Source organism: Methylobacterium nigriterrae (assembly GCF_037106235.1).
Taxonomy (GTDB): Bacteria; Pseudomonadota; Alphaproteobacteria; order Rhizobiales; family Beijerinckiaceae; genus Methylobacterium; species Methylobacterium nigriterrae.
Genome location: NZ_JBAWTG010000002.1, coordinates 134,159 through 150,094, shown reverse-complemented (window position 1 = coordinate 150,094; position 15,936 = coordinate 134,159). Strand labels below are relative to the sequence as shown.

Annotated in this window: 17 protein-coding genes; 10 read left to right on the top strand and 7 right to left on the bottom strand. The window is 71.2% G+C overall.

The features are described from left to right. The first annotated feature begins 80 nt into the window (after positions 1-80). The 3 genes from WDW90_RS02335 to WDW90_RS02325 all read left to right on the top strand — a co-directional run bounded on the left by WDW90_RS02335 (position 81) and on the right by WDW90_RS02325 (position 2,283). Positions 81-224: an SDR family NAD(P)-dependent oxidoreductase gene (locus WDW90_RS02335; protein ID WP_431310954.1), complete on the top strand. Its 144-nt coding sequence runs from the start codon at positions 81-83 to the stop codon at positions 222-224. A gap of 11 nt (positions 225-235) precedes the next feature. Further along, positions 236-427 (top strand): SDR family oxidoreductase, encoded by a 192-nt coding sequence (locus WDW90_RS02330; protein WP_336485646.1) that lies wholly within the window; start codon positions 236-238, stop codon positions 425-427. 104 nt (positions 428-531) lie between these two features. Further along, entirely contained in the window at positions 532-2,283 is a 1,752-nt protein-coding gene (locus WDW90_RS02325) for a methyl-accepting chemotaxis protein (protein ID WP_336485645.1), read from the top strand. 12 nt (positions 2,284-2,295) lie between these two features. On the opposite strand, the gene WDW90_RS02320 is transcribed toward WDW90_RS02325, so the two are convergent. The 4 genes from WDW90_RS02320 to WDW90_RS02305 form a co-directional block, all read right to left on the bottom strand. Then, entirely contained in the window at positions 2,296-2,493 is a 198-nt protein-coding gene (locus WDW90_RS02320; protein WP_336485644.1) for a hypothetical protein, read from the bottom strand. A 218-nt stretch (positions 2,494-2,711) separates the two neighbouring features. Continuing rightward, entirely contained in the window at positions 2,712-4,538 is a 1,827-nt protein-coding gene (locus WDW90_RS02315; RefSeq protein WP_336485643.1) for an NADPH-dependent assimilatory sulfite reductase hemoprotein subunit, read from the bottom strand. A gap of 282 nt (positions 4,539-4,820) precedes the next feature. Further along, entirely contained in the window at positions 4,821-6,602 is a 1,782-nt protein-coding gene (locus WDW90_RS02310) for a diflavin oxidoreductase (protein ID WP_336485642.1), read from the bottom strand. A 110-nt stretch (positions 6,603-6,712) separates the two neighbouring features. Further along, a complete protein-coding gene (locus WDW90_RS02305) occupies positions 6,713-7,216 on the bottom strand; it encodes an Lrp/AsnC family transcriptional regulator (RefSeq protein ID WP_336485641.1) in 504 nt (167 codons plus the stop codon). A gap of 222 nt (positions 7,217-7,438) precedes the next feature. On the opposite strand from WDW90_RS02305, the gene WDW90_RS02300 reads away from it, so the two are divergent. The 4 genes from WDW90_RS02300 (at position 7,439) to WDW90_RS02285 (ending at position 11,099) form a co-directional block, all read left to right on the top strand. After that, positions 7,439-8,248, top strand: a complete 810-nt coding sequence (locus WDW90_RS02300; protein ID WP_336485640.1) for a phosphoadenylyl-sulfate reductase — start codon at positions 7,439-7,441, stop codon at positions 8,246-8,248. Beyond that, the gene (gene cysD, locus WDW90_RS02295) at positions 8,245-9,186 is read left to right on the top strand and encodes a sulfate adenylyltransferase subunit CysD (RefSeq protein ID WP_336485639.1); all 942 of its coding nucleotides are present in this window, start codon (positions 8,245-8,247) and stop codon (positions 9,184-9,186) included. The genes WDW90_RS02300 and cysD overlap by 4 nt, the downstream gene beginning before the upstream one ends. Next, the gene (gene cysN, locus WDW90_RS02290; RefSeq protein WP_336485638.1) at positions 9,186-10,583 is read left to right on the top strand and encodes a sulfate adenylyltransferase subunit CysN; all 1,398 of its coding nucleotides are present in this window, start codon (positions 9,186-9,188) and stop codon (positions 10,581-10,583) included. Before cysD ends, cysN begins: the two co-directional genes overlap by 1 nt. A gap of 120 nt (positions 10,584-10,703) precedes the next feature. Beyond that, positions 10,704-11,099 (top strand): hypothetical protein, encoded by a 396-nt coding sequence (locus tag WDW90_RS02285; RefSeq protein ID WP_336485637.1) that lies wholly within the window; start codon positions 10,704-10,706, stop codon positions 11,097-11,099. A gap of 18 nt (positions 11,100-11,117) precedes the next feature. On the opposite strand, the gene WDW90_RS02280 is transcribed toward WDW90_RS02285, so the two are convergent. After that, entirely contained in the window at positions 11,118-11,396 is a 279-nt protein-coding gene (locus tag WDW90_RS02280) for a DUF6894 family protein (RefSeq protein ID WP_336485636.1), read from the bottom strand. Between the two features lie 87 nt (positions 11,397-11,483). Further along, a complete protein-coding gene (locus WDW90_RS02275; RefSeq protein ID WP_336485762.1) occupies positions 11,484-12,533 on the bottom strand; it encodes an LLM class flavin-dependent oxidoreductase in 1,050 nt (349 codons plus the stop codon). A gap of 233 nt (positions 12,534-12,766) precedes the next feature. On the opposite strand from WDW90_RS02275, the gene WDW90_RS02270 reads away from it, so the two are divergent. Together WDW90_RS02270 and WDW90_RS02265 are read left to right on the top strand one after the other, a co-directional pair. Beyond that, the gene (locus WDW90_RS02270; RefSeq protein ID WP_336485635.1) at positions 12,767-13,969 is read left to right on the top strand and encodes a pyridoxal phosphate-dependent aminotransferase; all 1,203 of its coding nucleotides are present in this window, start codon (positions 12,767-12,769) and stop codon (positions 13,967-13,969) included. Between the two features lie 509 nt (positions 13,970-14,478). Further along, positions 14,479-14,775, top strand: a complete 297-nt coding sequence (locus WDW90_RS02265) for a hypothetical protein (protein ID WP_336485634.1) — start codon at positions 14,479-14,481, stop codon at positions 14,773-14,775. A 170-nt stretch (positions 14,776-14,945) separates the two neighbouring features. On the opposite strand, the gene WDW90_RS02260 is transcribed toward WDW90_RS02265, so the two are convergent. After that, positions 14,946-15,524: a type 1 glutamine amidotransferase domain-containing protein gene (locus WDW90_RS02260; protein ID WP_336485633.1), complete on the bottom strand. Its 579-nt coding sequence runs from the start codon at positions 15,522-15,524 to the stop codon at positions 14,946-14,948. Positions 15,525-15,663: 139 nt separating this feature from the next. Here WDW90_RS02260 and WDW90_RS02255 point away from each other — a divergent pair, with 139 nt between their 5' ends. Further along, on the top strand, positions 15,664-15,885 hold the full coding sequence (locus WDW90_RS02255; RefSeq protein ID WP_336485632.1) for a hypothetical protein: 222 nt from the start codon (positions 15,664-15,666) through the stop codon (positions 15,883-15,885). Positions 15,886-15,936: the final 51 nt, after the last annotated feature.

Here is a 15,936-nt window from a genome sequence, read left to right as displayed (position 1 = left end):
AACCGCGTCGGCGGGGCGGGATTGGCTGGGGCGGAGGCATCCGCCCCGGATCCGAATCCCCGATCTCGCAAGGACGCTCGATGAAGCTGCGCGGCAAGAAGGCCCTGATCACGGGCGCGGATTCCGGCATCGGCCAGGCCACCGCCGAACTGTTCGCGCGCGAGGGCGCGGACATGGCCGTCACCTACCACACCGACGCGGACGGCGCCGCGCGCCGGGCCTGATCCAGACGCCCATGACGCAGGAACGCTTCGAGCATCCGGAGAAGCTCGAAGCATCGTTGAAGAGCATCCCCTGGCACCGGGCCGGGCAGCCCGAGGACATCGCCAGGGTCGCGTTGTTCCTGGCATCCGACGACGCGGATTACGTGACGGGACAGACCTGGGTCGTCGACGGTGGATTGACGATGCAGTGGGGCGGCGCCTGAAGGCGCCTGCAACCACTGCGCGGAACGCTGATCGTCCCGTCGAGATCTCGCCGCGCCCTGACGTTTAGGGGAAAATTAGACATCGCCGATGTCTTCTCGGGGGCATGCCGGTCTTCTCTCGTCCCCGTTTTCTGCAACCGACGGTAGAGGCGGTCGCGCCGATCCCGACGGATGTCGAGGTCGTCCCGCAGGCCGGGCCGGCGGTCGGCCCGCCGCGGGCGGGCGGCTCCGAGGTTCTCGACGCGATCGAGGCGGACGTGCTCGCCGCCATCGGCGGCGTCGGCGCCTCGATCGCGGACGCGAGCGGCGAGGTGGTGCGGATGCAGGCGGGCCTTGCCGGCATCCGGGCCCGGATGGACGCGCTCGCCGCCGCCGCCGAGGCGGCAGCCGGGGCGAGCCTGGGCCTGGCCGAGCGCACCGGGCTCCTCTCGGCCACCTCGGCCCGGATCGGGGGCGCGATGAGCGAGGCCGGCGGCCATCTCGACCATGCGGGCCTGTGCGGCGCCGAGGCCCGCACGCTCGTGGCCGCGCTCGCCCAGGCCGGCAACGAGATCGCCGGCATCGTCGACACGATCTCGGCGGTCGCGCGCCAGACGAATCTGCTCGCGCTCAACGCCACCATCGAGGCGGCGCGCGCCGGCGAGGCGGGCCGCGGCTTCGCGGTGGTGGCCAGCGAGGTCAAGGCGCTCTCGGTCGAGACCGCGCGGGCGGCCGACGAGGTGCGCACCCGCATCACCCGGCTGCGCGAGGGCGCGGTCGCGTCCGGCATGGCGATCGAATCGGTGGCGAGCGCGATCGAGGCGGTCCGCCCGGCCTTCGGCACCGTGCAGGGCATCGCCGACGAGCAGGCCGGCATCGTGGCGGGCGTCGTCTCGGACGCCGCGCGCGCGGCCGATCTCGGCGCCGCGTTGAACGCGGAAGCCGGCAGCGCCAGCACGGCGACGGTCGCCCTCGACGGGCAGGCCAAGGCGATGGAATCGGCCGCCGGCCACGCGGCCGAGCAGGCGGCCGGCCTCGGGCGCCGCTTCGTCGCGGTGATCCGCCAGAGCGAGATCGGCGACCGCCGCCGCTTCGACCGCTATCCCGTCGAGCTCGCGGTCGATCTCGGCGACGGCCGCCGCAGCCGCACCATGGACATCAGCGAGGGCGGCGTGCTGCTCTCGATCCCCGAGGGCGCGGCGCTCGCGGCCGGCCGGACCTTGAGCCTCGACATCGATGCGATCGGCCGGGTGCCCGCCGCGATCGTGGCGGTGAGCCCGATGGGCCTGCACTGCGCCTTCGGCGCGCTCGAGGCCGACGCGCTGGCGCGCCTGCAGGGCAAGATCGCCGAGATCCAGGCGGCCTACGCGCCGCTCGTGACGAGGGCCCAGGGCCTCGCCCGGCGCATCGGCGACCTGATGGAGGCGGAACTCGCCGCCGGGCGACTCTCGGCCGCGAGCCTGTTCGACACGGATTACCGGCCGATCCCGGGCACGAACCCGCAGCAATACCGCACGCAGGCGGTCGAGCCCCTCGAGCGGCTGCTGCCGGACATCCTCGAGCCGGAACTCGTGCGCGACAACGAGATGTTGTTCTGCATCGTGACGGACCGGAACGGCTTCCTGCCGGTGCACAACCGGCGCGTCTCGCAGAAGCAGCGCCCCGACGATCCGGTCTGGAACAACGCCAATTGCCGGAACCTGCGCATCTTCGACGACCGCACCGGCATCACGGCGGCGCGATCGACCCGGCCCGCCACCGTGCAGGTCTACCGCCGCGAGGTCGGCGGGCAGATCGTGATGGTGCGTGAGGTGGACGCGCCGATCCGCGTGCAGGGCCGCCACTGGGGCGCCTGCCGCACCGCCTACCGCCTGTGAGCGCGTGAGCGGCTACGAGCCGAACTGCGAGCCGAGCTGCTCCAGGTATTCCGCGAGGTCGACGCCGCCGACGCGCTTGCCGTAATCGAAGCGCATGCCCTGGCGGATGTCGATGCTGGCGTTCTTGGTGGTGAGCGTGAACGGCTTCACGCAGACCCAGGCGCCGTCGCGGCGATGCTCGAAGTAGCCGAGGATCTCGTGCTTGGCCATTGTCCGCCTCCCGCTGAACCTGAGCTTACAACGGCCGTCCCAAGCAACGGTTCACGCCGCCTCAAGCTTTTCCGCGCCGAGCGGCCGAGCTTGAGCCCGGCGGTGCGGGAACGGACGCGGCTCGATTGCGCGAAGGACAGATTTCGCTGCAAGGCGGGACTTGCGGGGGCAGGATCGCGCGCGGCCCGGCCCTCCCGCAAGGACATGAGGGCCCGGGTTCAGGCCGCGCTCTTCAGGGCGCCGGTCCGGTCGTGGAAGTCCGGGCCGTTGATCGTGCGGGCCACGTAGCCCGCCCGGATCAGGAAGTCACCGAAGCGCTCGCCCTCGGTCCTGCCCCCGGCATAGGCGGCAAACAGCGGATCGAGCACCAACTTGATCTCGCCGGCCGTGACGTCCTCGGCATAGAGCTTGCCGAGGCGCGAGCCGTCGAAGGCGGCGCCGAGATAGAGGTGGTAGCGCTCGGGGCCGCGGCCGACGAGGCCGATCTCGGCGATGAAGGGCCGCGCGCAGCCGTTCGGGCAGCCCGTCATCCGGATGGTGATCTCGTCCTCCGCGAGGCCGTGGCGGGCGAGGCTGTCCTCGAGCTCGGTGAGGAGGTCCGGCAGGTAGCGCTCGCTCTCCGCGAGCGCGAGGCCGCAGGTCGGCAGCGCCACGCAGGCCATGGAGTTGCGCCGGAGCGCGCCCGCGCCCTCGGTCAGGCCGTACTCGCCGACGAGCGCCTCGATCTCGGGCCGCCTGTCGGCCGGCACGTTCGCGATGATGACGTTCTGGTTGCCGGTGAGCCGGAAGTCGCCCGCATGCACCTCGGCGATGCGGCGCAGGCCCGACAGGAAGCGCGGACCGCCCTCGACGTCCTTGATGCGGCCCGAGGGGACGTAGAGCGTCAGGTGGTGGCGCCCGTCCTCACCCTCGACCCAGCCGTAGCGGTCGCCGTTCGACGTGAACTGGAACGGCTTCGGGTCGGCGAGCGGCTTGCCGACGCGCGCCTCGACCTCGGCCCGGAAAGCCTTCAGACCGTAGCGCTCGATCGTGTACTTGAGGCGCGCGTTCTTGCGGCTCTTGCGGTTGCCCCAGTCGCGCTGGACCGTCATCACGGCCTCGGCCACCTTCAAGGCGTCGCCGGGAGCGCAGAACAGCATCACGTCGGCGGTGCGCGGGAAGGTGTCGGTCTCGCCGTGGGTCATGCCCATGCCGCCGCCGACCGTGACGTTCCAGCCCGTCAGCCTGCCCTTCTTGTCGAGGATCGCGATGAAGCCGAGGTCGTGGGCGAAGATGTCGACCTCGTTCGAGGGCGGCACCGCGATCACGGTCTTGAACTTCCGGGGCAGGTAGGTCTTGCCGTAGATCGGCTCGATCTCGGCCGCCTCCTCGCCGCCGACCACCCGCTCGCCGTCGAGCCAGATCTCGCGCCAGGCGCCGGTCTTCGGCAGCAGCGTGTCGGAGATCTCCTTGGCGAGGTCGTAGGCCGCCTTGTGGGCGCCGGCCTGGGCCGGGTTCGTCGCCGCCATCACGTTGCGGTTGACGTCGCCGCAGGCCGCGATCGTGTCGAGGAGCGCCGAGTCGATCGCCGCCATCGTGCGCCTCAGGTTCGACTTGATGACGCCGTGGTACTGGAAGGTCTGGCGCGTCGTCGCGCGGAGCGTCCCGTTCGCGTAGGTGGTGGCGATGTTGTCGAGGATCAGCCACTGCTTCGGCGTCACGACGCCGCCCGCGATGCGCAGGCGGATCATGAAGCTGTAGGCCTTGTCGAGCTTCTTCTTGGTGCGCTCGGGGCGAAGGTCGCGGTCGTCCTGCAGATACATCCCGTGGAACTTCACGAGCTGCCCGTCATCCTCCGAGATGGCGCCGGTGGCGTTCTTCAGGAGCCCCTCGGCCAGCGTGCCGCGCAGGTAGCCGCTCGCGATCTTGATGTGCTCGTTGGCCGAGAGCTTCTCGGCCCGCGCGGCCTCCGCCTCGGTGATCGGGCGGCCCTCGGGCGGTGTCTCGTAGGTGCGCTCGGCCGGGGAGTCGGTGTCGGCGTCGTCGCGGGGGCTGTGGTCGTCCATGGGATGAATCCGGTGTCTGAACGCGTCTCCCTCCCCGTCTACGGGGGAGGGTGCCGAGCGGAGCAGGAGAGAGGAGCGACGGCTCAGGGCTCGAAACGGATCCGCGAGAGGCCCCCTCTCCCGTGCGGGAGAGGGTTGGGGCGAGGGGTGCGACCTCACCGGAAAGACCTGGATCCCTCACCCTGTCCCTCTCCCGCACGGGAGAGGGGACCCGCGCCCCATCCTGTTCCGCAACGATGATTAAGTACGGTCCCTCCCCGCTGAAGGGGAGGATCGGTCGTCTCAGTAAACGTCCTGCTGGTAGCGGTGGCTCCGCTCCAGCGCCGCGACGGCGGCCTCCGCGTCGGCCTCGGAGAGGCCCTTCACGTCGGCGTAGGCCCTGACCACCGCCGCCCGCACGTCCTTGGCCATGTTCTTGGCGTCGCCGCAGACATAGAGGTAGGCGCCCCCATCGAGCCAGTCCACGAGCTCCCTGCGGCGCTCGAGCAGGCGGTCCTGGACGTAGATCTTCTCGGGCTGGTCGCGGGAGAAGGCGACGTCGATCTGCGTGAGCGAGCGGTCCTCCAGGGCCTCCTGCCATTCGAGCTGGTACAGGAAGTCGTGGGTGAAGTGCCGGTCGCCGAAGAACAGCCACGAGCGGCCGACCTTGCGGCCCTCGGCCTCGAGGGCGCGGCGCTCCTGCACGAAGGCGCGGAACGGCGCCACGCCGGTGCCGGGGCCGACCATGACGATGTCGGCGGCCGGATCGGCGGGAAGGCGGAAGTGTCGGTTCGGCTTCAGCTTCACCCGCAGCTTGGCGCCGTTCCGGATGCGGTCGGCGACGTGCACGGAGGCGACGCCGGAGCGCGCCCGGCCCTGGCTCTCGTAGCGCACGGCCGCGATCGCCAGATGCACCTCGTCGCCGACCTCCTTGCGCGAGGAGGCGATGGAGTAGGCGCGCGGCGGCAGCGGCCGGGTGATGGTGTTGAGGTGCTCTGCCGAGAGAGCGGCCGGGTAGGTCTCGATCAGGTCGATGAGGTGGCGCCCCTCGATCCAGGCGCGGACCTCGCCGCTCTCGATCAGGCGCGTCGCCTCCGCCTGGCCGGTCGCCTTCGCGAAACGCTCGACCGTGGTGGCCGAGAGCGTGGTGATGTCGCGCTCGGAGAGGAGGGCCCGGCGCAGGGCCTCGTCGCCGGTGAGGCCCGTGGCCTTGAGGATCTCCTCGACGAGAACCGGGTCGTTCTCGGGATAGATCTCCAGCGAATCGCCCGGCTCGTAGGCCGGCGCACCCTCCTCGAAGGCGAGGGCGAGGTGGATCGTCTCCTTGTCGGAGCGCGAGGAATTGAGGTTCACGTGGTCGACGACCTCGACCAGAACCGGCTCGCGGCTCGGCTCCGCATCCTCGTCGGCGGCAGCGCCCCGGGCGAAGTCGACAGCCACGACGTTGTCGGCGGCCGCGGGCGGGGGGCTGAGCGCCTTCAGCGCGCCCTTGATCCACTCGGCGGCCGGCGCCTCGAAATCGAGGTCGAGGTCGGCCCGCTCATGCACGCGCCTGGCGCCCAGCGCCTCGAGCCGCTCATCGAGCGCCTTGCCGATGGCGCAGAACTCGGCGTAGCTCGTGTCCCCGAGCGCCAGCACGCCGAACTCGACGCCGTCGAGGCGCGGCGCGCTCCCGCCCATCAGCTCGCCGTAGGCACGGACCGCGCGGGCCGGGGGCTCGCCCTCGCCCCAGGTCGCCGCGATGGCGACGATCCGCTTCTCCTTGGCGAGGCTCGCGACGTCGAGGTCGGCGAAGTCGATCACCTTCGGCTTGAAGCCGCTCTTGCGCGCGAGCTTGGCGACGTCGCCCGCGAGCTTCTCGGAATTGCCCGACTCGCTTGCGTAGATGACCGTCAGCGGCTCGGCGGCCTTCGGGGGCGCCGCCGGCACGGCGGCCGGCTGGCCCGCGGCCGCGTCGAGCCCCGCCAGGAAGCCCGCCAGCCAGGCGCGCTGGATCGGCGTCGCGGCGCCGAGGACGGCGTCGAGATTGGCCCGCTCGGTGTCGCCGAAGGGGGCGGTTCGGGGGAGGAGTGCTTGTCGTGACATCAAGGGACCATGTCGTATTGCGCGGGCCGTCTGTCAACGGGGAATGTCCGTTTTACAGAACGGCGCCGAGAGAGAAGGAGCTACCTGCTGTTGCAGTGCGAAAGAGAAAACTATTCTCCGACCAGGGCGAGTGCCGGGGCGTGGCGGGTGTTGCGGGGCGGGGCCGGGAGCGGCAGCGCCGTGGTGGATTTCACCTTCTCCATGGCGAAGCGCGAGGTGACGTTCTTCAGCGGCAGCGTCGCGATGAGGCGCTTGTAGAAGGCGTCGTAGGCCTGCATGTCGGCCACGACGACGCGCAGCATGTAGTCGACATCGCCCGCCATCCGGTAGAATTCGAGCACTTCCGGCATCGCCGCGACCGTCGCGGCGAAGCGCTCCAGCCACTCACGCGAGTGGTCCGCGGTCTCGATCGAGACGAACACGGTCAGGCCGAGGCCGAGCTTGACCGGGTCGAGCACGGCCACGCGCCGATCGATCACGCCGTCCGCCTCGAGGCGCTGGATGCGCTTCCAGCACGGCGTCTGCGACAGGCCCACCTTCTCGCCGATGGCGGCGATGGAGAGCGTCGCGTCGTTCTGCAGGAGCGCGAGGATCTTCAGGTCGATCGAATCCAAGCTGAACCTCGTTCGTTCGGGGGCGGCGTGCGGCCGCGCACCGCCCCGCGGCCGCATGAGAAGGATCTTTCTTCCGGCCGCAACCGTCCGGGGAGCCGGCGAGTTGCCCGCCCACACGATTTTGCATTGCCGGAATGCCCGAGCCGGGCCGTATCCGCCTTGACACCGTTCGTTATAGCGAACATTTCAGGGTTCGGACAAGCAGGTATCCATCAACCGACCATGACCCTCGAACTCGCACGGGCTGCGGAGGCCCTCGCCGCGGCGATGGCGGGGCTGACCCTTCGGCAGCGCATCGCCCTCGTCGAGGAGCGGATCCCCGGCCGCCTCGTCTTCACCACGAGCCTCGGGATCGAGGACCAGGCGCTGACGCACGCGCTCGCCATGGGGAAGTCGCGCGCCGAGATCGTCACCCTCGATACCGGCCGCCTGTTTCCCGAGACCTACGACGTCTGGGCCGAGACCGAATCCGCCTACGGCATCCGCATCCGAGCCTACGCGCCCGAGCGTGAGGCCGAGGAGCGCTTCGTGCGCGAGGAGGGCATCAACGGCTTCCGCCATTCCGTGGCCGCGCGCCAGGCCTGCTGCGGCTTCCGCAAGGTCGAGCCGCTGGGACGGGCGCTGAAGGGCGCGGCCGTCTGGTTCACGGGCCTGCGCGCCGGGCAATCCGCGAACCGCGCCGAGACGCCGCTCGCCGAGGCCGACGAGGCGCGCGGCCTCATCAAGGTGAACCCGCTCGCCGACTGGACGCGGGCCGACGTCGACGCCTTCGTGCGCGAGAACTTCATCCCCTACAACGTGCTGCACGATCGCGGCTTCCCGTCGATCGGCTGCGCGCCCTGCACCCGCGCCGTGCGCGTCGGCGAGCCCGAGCGCGCCGGCCGCTGGTGGTGGGAGCAGGAATCCAAGAAGGAGTGCGGCCTGCACGTGCACGCCCCCGAGGCGCGCGTGCAGCCCGGCCGGGAGGCGGCCGCCTTCGAGACCGCGCAACGCGAGACCACGAACCTCAAGACACCGGAGATGGCCCGATGAGCGCTGCCCCCGCGACCACGGCCGCCCGGATCGGCCTCGATCGCCTGACCCACCTGCAGCGCCTCGAGGCGGAGAGCATCCATATCCTGCGGGAGACGGTCGCCGAGACCGAGAACCCCGTGATGCTCTACTCGATCGGCAAGGATTCCTCCGTCCTGCTGCACCTCGCCCTGAAGGCCTTCGCGCCGGGGCGCCTGCCGTTCCCGCTCATGCACATCGACACGACCTGGAAGTTCCGCGAGATGATCGCCTTCCGGGACCGGCGCGCGGCCGAGATCGGCGCCGAGCTGATCGTGCACACGAACCAGGACGGCCTGGCCAGGGGCATCGGCCCGATCAGCCACGGCTCGGAAGTCCACACCGACGTGATGAAGACGCAGGCCCTGCGCCAGGCGCTCGACACGCACAAGTTCGACGCGGCCTTCGGTGGCGCGCGGCGCGACGAGGAGGCGTCCCGCGCCAAGGAACGCATCGTGTCGCTCCGCACGGCCCAGCATCGCTGGGACCCGAAGCGCCAGCGCGCCGAGCCCTGGCACCTCTACAACATGAAGAAGAAGCGCGGCGAATCGCTTCGCGTCTTCCCGCTCTCCAATTGGACCGAGCTCGATATCTGGCTCTACATCGAGCAGGAGCGGATCCCGATCGTGCCGCTCTACTTCGCCAAGGAGCGCCCGGTCGTCGAGCGCGAGGGGCAGCTCATCATGGTGGACGACGAGCGCCTGCCGCTCGCGCCCGGCGAGGCGCCGCAGGACATCTCCGTGCGGTTCCGGACGCTCGGCGACTACCCGCTCACCGGCGCCGTCGAGAGCCGCGCCGAGACGCTGCCCGAGATCATCGGCGAGACGCTCGCCGCCCGCACCTCCGAGCGCCAGGGCCGGGTGATCGACAAGGACGGCGCCGGCGCCATGGAGCGCAAGAAGCAGGAGGGCTACTTCTGATGACGATCCATCAGTCACCCGAGGCATTCGGCTACGACGCCTTCCTGGCCGCGCACCAGCGCAAGGAAGTCCTGCGCTTCATCGCCTGCGGCTCCGTGGACGACGGCAAGTCGACCCTGATCGGGCGCCTGCTGCACGACACCAAGCAGATCTTCGACGACCAGATCACGGCCTTGCAGCGGGATTCGCGCAAGCACGGCACGCAAGGGGCCGAGGTCGACCTCGCGCTCCTCGTCGACGGCCTCCAGGCCGAGCGCGAGCAGGGCATCACGATCGACGTCGCCTACCGGTTCTTCTCCACCGACCGGCGCTCCTTCATCGTCGCCGACACGCCCGGCCACGAGCAGTACACCCGCAACATGGCGACCGGCGCCTCGACGGCGGACGTCGCCGTGATCCTGGTCGATGCCCGCCAGGGCCTGACCCGGCAGACGCGCCGCCACGCCCTCCTCGTCTCGATGCTCGGCATCCGGCGGGCCGTGCTCGCCGTGAACAAGATGGACCTCGTCGGCTGGTCGCAGGACAGGTTCGAGGCGATCCTCGCCGGCTTCAACGCCTTCACGGCATCCTTCGGCTTCGCGGAGGTGCGGGCGATCCCGCTCTCGGCCAAGAACGGCGACAACGTCGTTCTGCCGGGCACGGCCGCAGCTTGGTACACGGGCAGTCCGCTGCTCCAGTATCTCGAGGAAGTGCCGGTGCACGAGGAGGCGCAGGCGGCCCCCTTCCGCATGGCGGTGCAGTGGGTCAACCGGCCGAACTCGGAATTCCGCGGCTTCTCGGGGCTGATCGCCAGCGGCCGGGTCCGTCCGGGCGATGCCGTCACCGTCGCGCCCTCCGGCCGCAGCTCCCGTATCGCCCGCATCCACACGGCCGACGGCGACCTCGCCGAGGCCGTGGAGGGCCGGTCGGTGACGCTGGTCCTCGCCGACGAGATCGATGCCTCGCGCGGCGCCGTGATCGCGGCCGCCGAGGCGCCGATGCAGGTCGCCGACACGCTCGACGTCCGCCTGTTCTGGGCGGCCGAGGCCGAGCTGCGGCCCGGCGCCGCCCTGCTCGCCAAGATCGGCACCGTGACGGTGAACGCCACCGTGGCGGCGATCCGCACCCGCATCGACCCGGAGACCGGCCAGGCCGGACCGGCCGAGCGCCTCGCGGCCAACGACATCGGCGACGTGACGCTCAGCCTCGACCGCGCGGTGGCGTTCGACGCCTACGCGCGCAACCGCGACACCGGCGGCCTCATCCTGATCGACCGCGAGACCACCGACACGGCGGCGCTCGGCCTCGTCCAGGCGCCGCGCCCGGCCGCTGCGGAGGCCGTGGCCTCGCCCGCGCCCGAGGCGGGCCGCGAGCGCGGCGGCCTCCTGGCCGCCCTGCGCCGCCTGTTCGGCGGCTGAGCGGCGCGACGCGCCCCCCGCAAGGGGAGGGGGCCCGTGGCCGTCTCCGACCGCGGGGGCTATGCTCGCGCCGCGCGGCCCCCGGTTCGGCCGCAGCGAGGCTGCCATAGGGAGGCTGCCATGGCCCGGACCAGCGTGGTGATGATCGGCCTCGATCCGGACCTGATCGACTTCGCCTCGCCGGCCTACGCGGCCTTCCCGGGCATGAGCGCCGACAAGGTCCGGACCGGGTTGCGGGCCGACCAGGCCCGTCTCGAGGCGCTCGGCTACGAGGCCGCGATCTGCCTCGTCGATTTCGGCGAGACCGCGGAGGCCGTCGTGCGGGATCGCCTGGCGGGGACGCCGTTCGATTGCGTCATGATCGGCGCGGGCGTGCGCCTTGTTCCCGAGAACACGCCGCTGTTCGAGAAGCTCGTCAACATCGTGCACGCCCACGCGCCGCGGGCGAGGCTCTGCTTCAACACGCGGCCGACCGGCACGGCCGAGGCGGTCCAGCGCTGGTTCCCCGCCCCCTGAGCGCGAGCCCTGCGGGACCTACGAGACCTCGTCCGGCACCCGGTCCTCCACGAGCCCGATCTTGCGGCACCATTGCGTGGTCATGATCATCGAGACCGTGCAGAGCCGCTCGTCGGTTTCCGTGCGCACCACAGCGCTCAGCGGCTCCTCGCGCCCCTCCGCGGTCGCGATGCGGGCGAGGTCGTGCAGGGTGGCGACGGCGAACTCGTGCGCACTCAGGTCGTCCAGAACGATCACCCCCTCGTCATCGCGATGGTGCCGGGCGCCCATGGATGCGTCGATGAAATAGCGAGGCATGGCTGCTCCCGTTGACGGCGTAGGGCCACCTAACGCGCTGATCCCGCTCGCCGCATTAACCTGTGCGGATCCGGATCGAAGGGGGGCTTACGCGCCGCCGAATCCGTCCGAGCCGTCATCTTGCGCACGGGAAGCCGCGAGGCCGCAGCCCTGCGCGATCAGGGCGTAGGATCGGCGCCGCGCCTCCTGATCGTGGATCGCCGAGAAGACCATGATCTCGTCGGCCAGCGTCGCCTCGGCGAGACCCGCGAGGGCGGCTGCCAGGGTCTCCGGCGAGCCGATATGGAGCCGGGCGCGCCCGCGCGCGATGCGGGCGCGCTCGGCCTCCGAGTAGGGATAGGCCTCGGCTTCCGCGAGGCTCGGCAGCGGCACGTACTCGCCCCGTTCCCGCCGGAGCGTCGCGAGCTGCGAACTGAGCGCCAGCCGCTCCGCCTCGGCGTCGGTCGGCGCGCAGATCGCCGCCACCGCCAGGATCGCGTGCGGGCGCTCCCGCCAGCGCGAGGGCCGGAACAGGCGGCGGTAGGCCAGCATGGCGTCGGCCGCGTCGAAGGCCGCGAAATGCTGCGCGAAGGCGAAGCCGGTGCCGATCTGCGCGGAGAGATGCGCGCTGTAATCGGACGAGCCGAGCAGGAAGATCGGCGGCAGCGGCGCGCCCGCGGGCATCACCGCGACGCTGGCGAACGGGTGGCCCTCCGGGAAGCCGCCGGTCTCCCACAGCATCAGCTCCTGCAACCGCTCGAGAAAGTCGTCGCCGCCGCGCGGGGCCTCCCGCCGGCGCAGGGCCTGGGCTGTGATCCCGTCGGTGCCCGGCGCCCGGCCGAGGCCGAGGTCGATCCGGCCGGGGAAGAGCGCCTCGAGCATCTTGAAGCGCTCGGCCACCATCAGGGGCGCGTGGTTCGGCAGCATGATGCCGCCCGAGCCCACCCGGAGACGGCGCGTCGCGGCCGCGATCTGGCCGATCATGATCTCGGGCGCGGGGCTCGCCACGGAGGGGAGCGCGTGGTGCTCGGCGAGCCAGTAGCGCGTGTAGCCGAGACCGTCGACATGGCGCGCGAGGGCGAGCGAATCCTGCAGCGCCTGCGCGGGCGCCGCGCCGGCATTCACGAAGGAGAGGTCGAGGACGGAGAGGGGCAGCATCCCCGTGAGATGGGGAGGCCCCCGCGCCGGGGCGAGGCGCCGGCCCCGCGGCGCCGGCATGCCCCCCGCGCAGCTTGCGCCCGGTGCGGGGGGCGGACCCGACCCCGAACCGCCACGCATGACAAAGCGCGGATTCGCCGCGCGCCGCACCTTGCCCGGCTTGAGCGCCGCGACTACGGTCCGCGCCGCCTGGAACACGGCACACCACCTGACATCGATCGGAGTACGACCCCATGGGCTTTCTGGCCGACGCCCTCTCCCGCGTGAAGCCGTCCGCGACCATCGCGATGACGCAGAAGGCGCGCGAGCTGAAAGCGCAGGGTATGGACGTGATCAGCCTGTCGGTCGGCGAGCCCGACTTCGACACGCCCGATCACATCAAGGAGGCGGCGATCGAGGCGATCCGGCGCGGCGAGACCAAGTACCCGCCCGTCTCCGGCATCAACCCGCTGCGCGAGGCCATCGTCAAGAAGTTGAAGCGCGAGAACGGGCTCGACTACAAGGTCTCGCAGACCATCGTCGGCACCGGCGGCAAGCACGTCATCTACAACGCGCTGCTCGCCACCCTGAACCCCGGCGACGAGGTCGTGATCCCGCGCCCCTACTGGGTCTCCTACCCCGAGATGGTGATCCTGTGCGGCGCGACCCCGGTCTTCGCCGACACCGACATGGCGCACGACTTCAAGCTCCAACCCGAGGAGCTCGAGCGGGTCATCACGCCGAAGACCAAGTGGATCATCCTCAACTCGCCCTCGAACCCGTCGGGCGCCGCCTATACGCGGGACGAGATGCGGAAGATCACCGACGTGCTGATGCGCCATCCGCATGTCTGGGTGCTCACCGACGACATGTACGAGCACCTGACCTACGGTGATTTCGAGTTCGTCACCCCGGCCCAGGTCGAGCCCGGCCTCTACGAGCGCACGCTCACCATGAACGGCGTCTCGAAGGCCTACGCGATGACGGGCTGGCGCATCGGCTACGCGGCCGGCCCCGAGCACCTGATCAAGGCCATGGACTTCGTGCAGGGCCAGCAGACCTCGGGCGCCTCGTCGATCTCCCAGTGGGCGGCGGTGGCGGCCCTCGACGGGACGCAGGAGCACCTGGCGCGCTTCAAGGCGGCCTTCCAGGAGCGGCGCGACCTCGTGGTCTCGATGCTGAACCAGACCAAGGGCCTGCAATGCCCGGTGCCGGAGGGGGCGTTCTACGTCTATCCGTCCTGCGCCGAGACGATCGGGCGCAAGGCGCCGTCGGGCAAGACCATCGAGACGGACGAGGATTTCGTCACGGAGCTGCTGCAGGCGGAGGGCGTCGCCGCCGTCCACGGCTCGGCCTTCGGCCTCGGCCCCAACCTGCGCATCTCCTACGCCACCTCGAACCAGACGCTGGAAGAGGCCTGCCACCGCATCCAGCGCTTCTGCGGCTCGCTGCGGTAGGCCGTCCCGACCGGGGTTCGGCCCCGAACACCTTCGAGAGCCCGGCGCGGCCGCCCGCGCCGGGCTCTCGTCTTCGGGGAGGGGTTTCCTTCAGTGAGGCGTTTCCGGCGCCGGCCGGCCGCCACAGCCACGCTGAATCGCCCTGGGTCGGTTGCCGGCACGCGCCCCGCCCTCTACATCGGCACTCCCCGGCTGCCGATGCGCCCGATGGTTTCGCGAGCCCTCTCGGGCCTGCGTGGCAGCGGGGCCGGCAGTGACGGGACGGTGCGGACCAGTTCTCTGCACCTTTCCTGTGAGGCTCAGTGGGCCGAGTAGCTGCAGGCGTGTCGGGAGCGCGGGGAACAGGAACCGCGGATCTTGGCGCATGGCCCACCTCCTTCCCGGCGCTGCCTCATTCCGGGACTGCGGGGCCGCCCCGCCGCGGCGACTTCGTTCACGATCCTGCGTGAAGATCGGGGAAGACCGGGATACCGGTCGCGTGCCCTCGCGTTCTCTCGGGTTTGACCACCATGCGGCGCCTCCTCACCGGCGGCATCAAGGCGATCCTGGCGATCGCTGCTCTCTCCACTGCGGCTCACTGGGCGATGCGTGTCCAGCGCGAGCCGAGCCCCGCGGCGCCGGCCATCGCGGCGCTGACGGACCCCGTCACGACGGGCTCGATCGAGCCGCGCCGGTTCGAGCGCCCGGCCGAGGCGACCCGGGCGGAGACGCCGGCCCGCGGCCTCGACCAGGACCACCTCTCGGCCCTGATCGCCAGCACGACGGCCGAGAAGCCGCGTCCGCAGAAGGCGGCCGCCAAGCGCTGAGGCGGCCCGCGGCCATCAGATCCGCCTGACCGCTTCGGGGCGACGGATGTCGGCGTCGCCCAGTCGCCGCACGGGCCCGCCGCATCGGACCCCACGACCGCTCGATCCCTTCGGTGTCGGCGAGTGCGGCACCGGCAACGCCGAAGCGAAGGCATCAACCGGCGGCTGGATCAGGCGGCGAGGCGGCGCGGCTGGTGGCGGCCTTCCTGGACCTCCTCGATGATCTTGGCCGAGAAGGCGTCGAGGTCGCCGGGATTGCGGCTCGTGATGATGCCGTCATCGGTCACCACCGCCTCGTCGCGCCAGCGCCCGCCCGCGTTGGTCACGTCGGTCCGGATCGAGGCGTAGGAGGTCATATCGCGGTCCTTGGCGGCGCCGACCTCGACGAGGAGCCAGGGCGCGTGGCAGATCGCGGCCACGACCTTGCCGGAGGTCAGGAAGCTTCGGATCACCTCGAGGGCCTTCGGCTCCAGCCGCAGCTTGTCCGGGTTGATCTGGCCGCCCGGCAGCACGAGAGCGTCGTAATCGCCGGTGCTGACGCTCTCCAGGTCCTTGTCGACCGGCACGCTCTTGCCCCAGTCGGTCTTGTCCCAGCCGCGGATCGTCTCCCTGGTCTGGCGCGATTGCGGGGCCGCGACGTGCACGGTCGCGCCGGCCTCGCTGAGCTTGGCCCGGGGCACGGTCAGCTCGGCCTCCTCGAAGCCGTCGGTCGCGAGAATCAGGATCTTGGCCCGCGTGATGTCGGCCATGGCACTACCTCCGTTGGCGTGGATCTGGAGGCGCAACCGCACGGCGGCGTCGCGGTTCCGGCAGCCCGATGCCGCACGGAACCGCCCAAGGTACGGGTCGTTTGTCCTGCATACCCCCACAATCCGAAGGAGGCTTCGCATGGCCAATCCCGGCCTTCCGACTCCCGAACCCACGCCCGGCGGCGGCATCCCGGGCGACCTGCCCGCTCCGCCCCAACCCGACGAGCAGCCGGATATCGGCCCGACCGGACCGCGCACGCCCTACCCGGTCAACGATCCCGGCATCGACGACCCCGGCGGCCCGGGCTCCGAGCCGGACTACCTGCCCGGCAACCCGACCGATCCCGGCGTCCGGATGTAGGCGCCGGCGTCGATCGCTCCCAAGCCTGGCGGCCCCGGGCCAAGCCCAGCG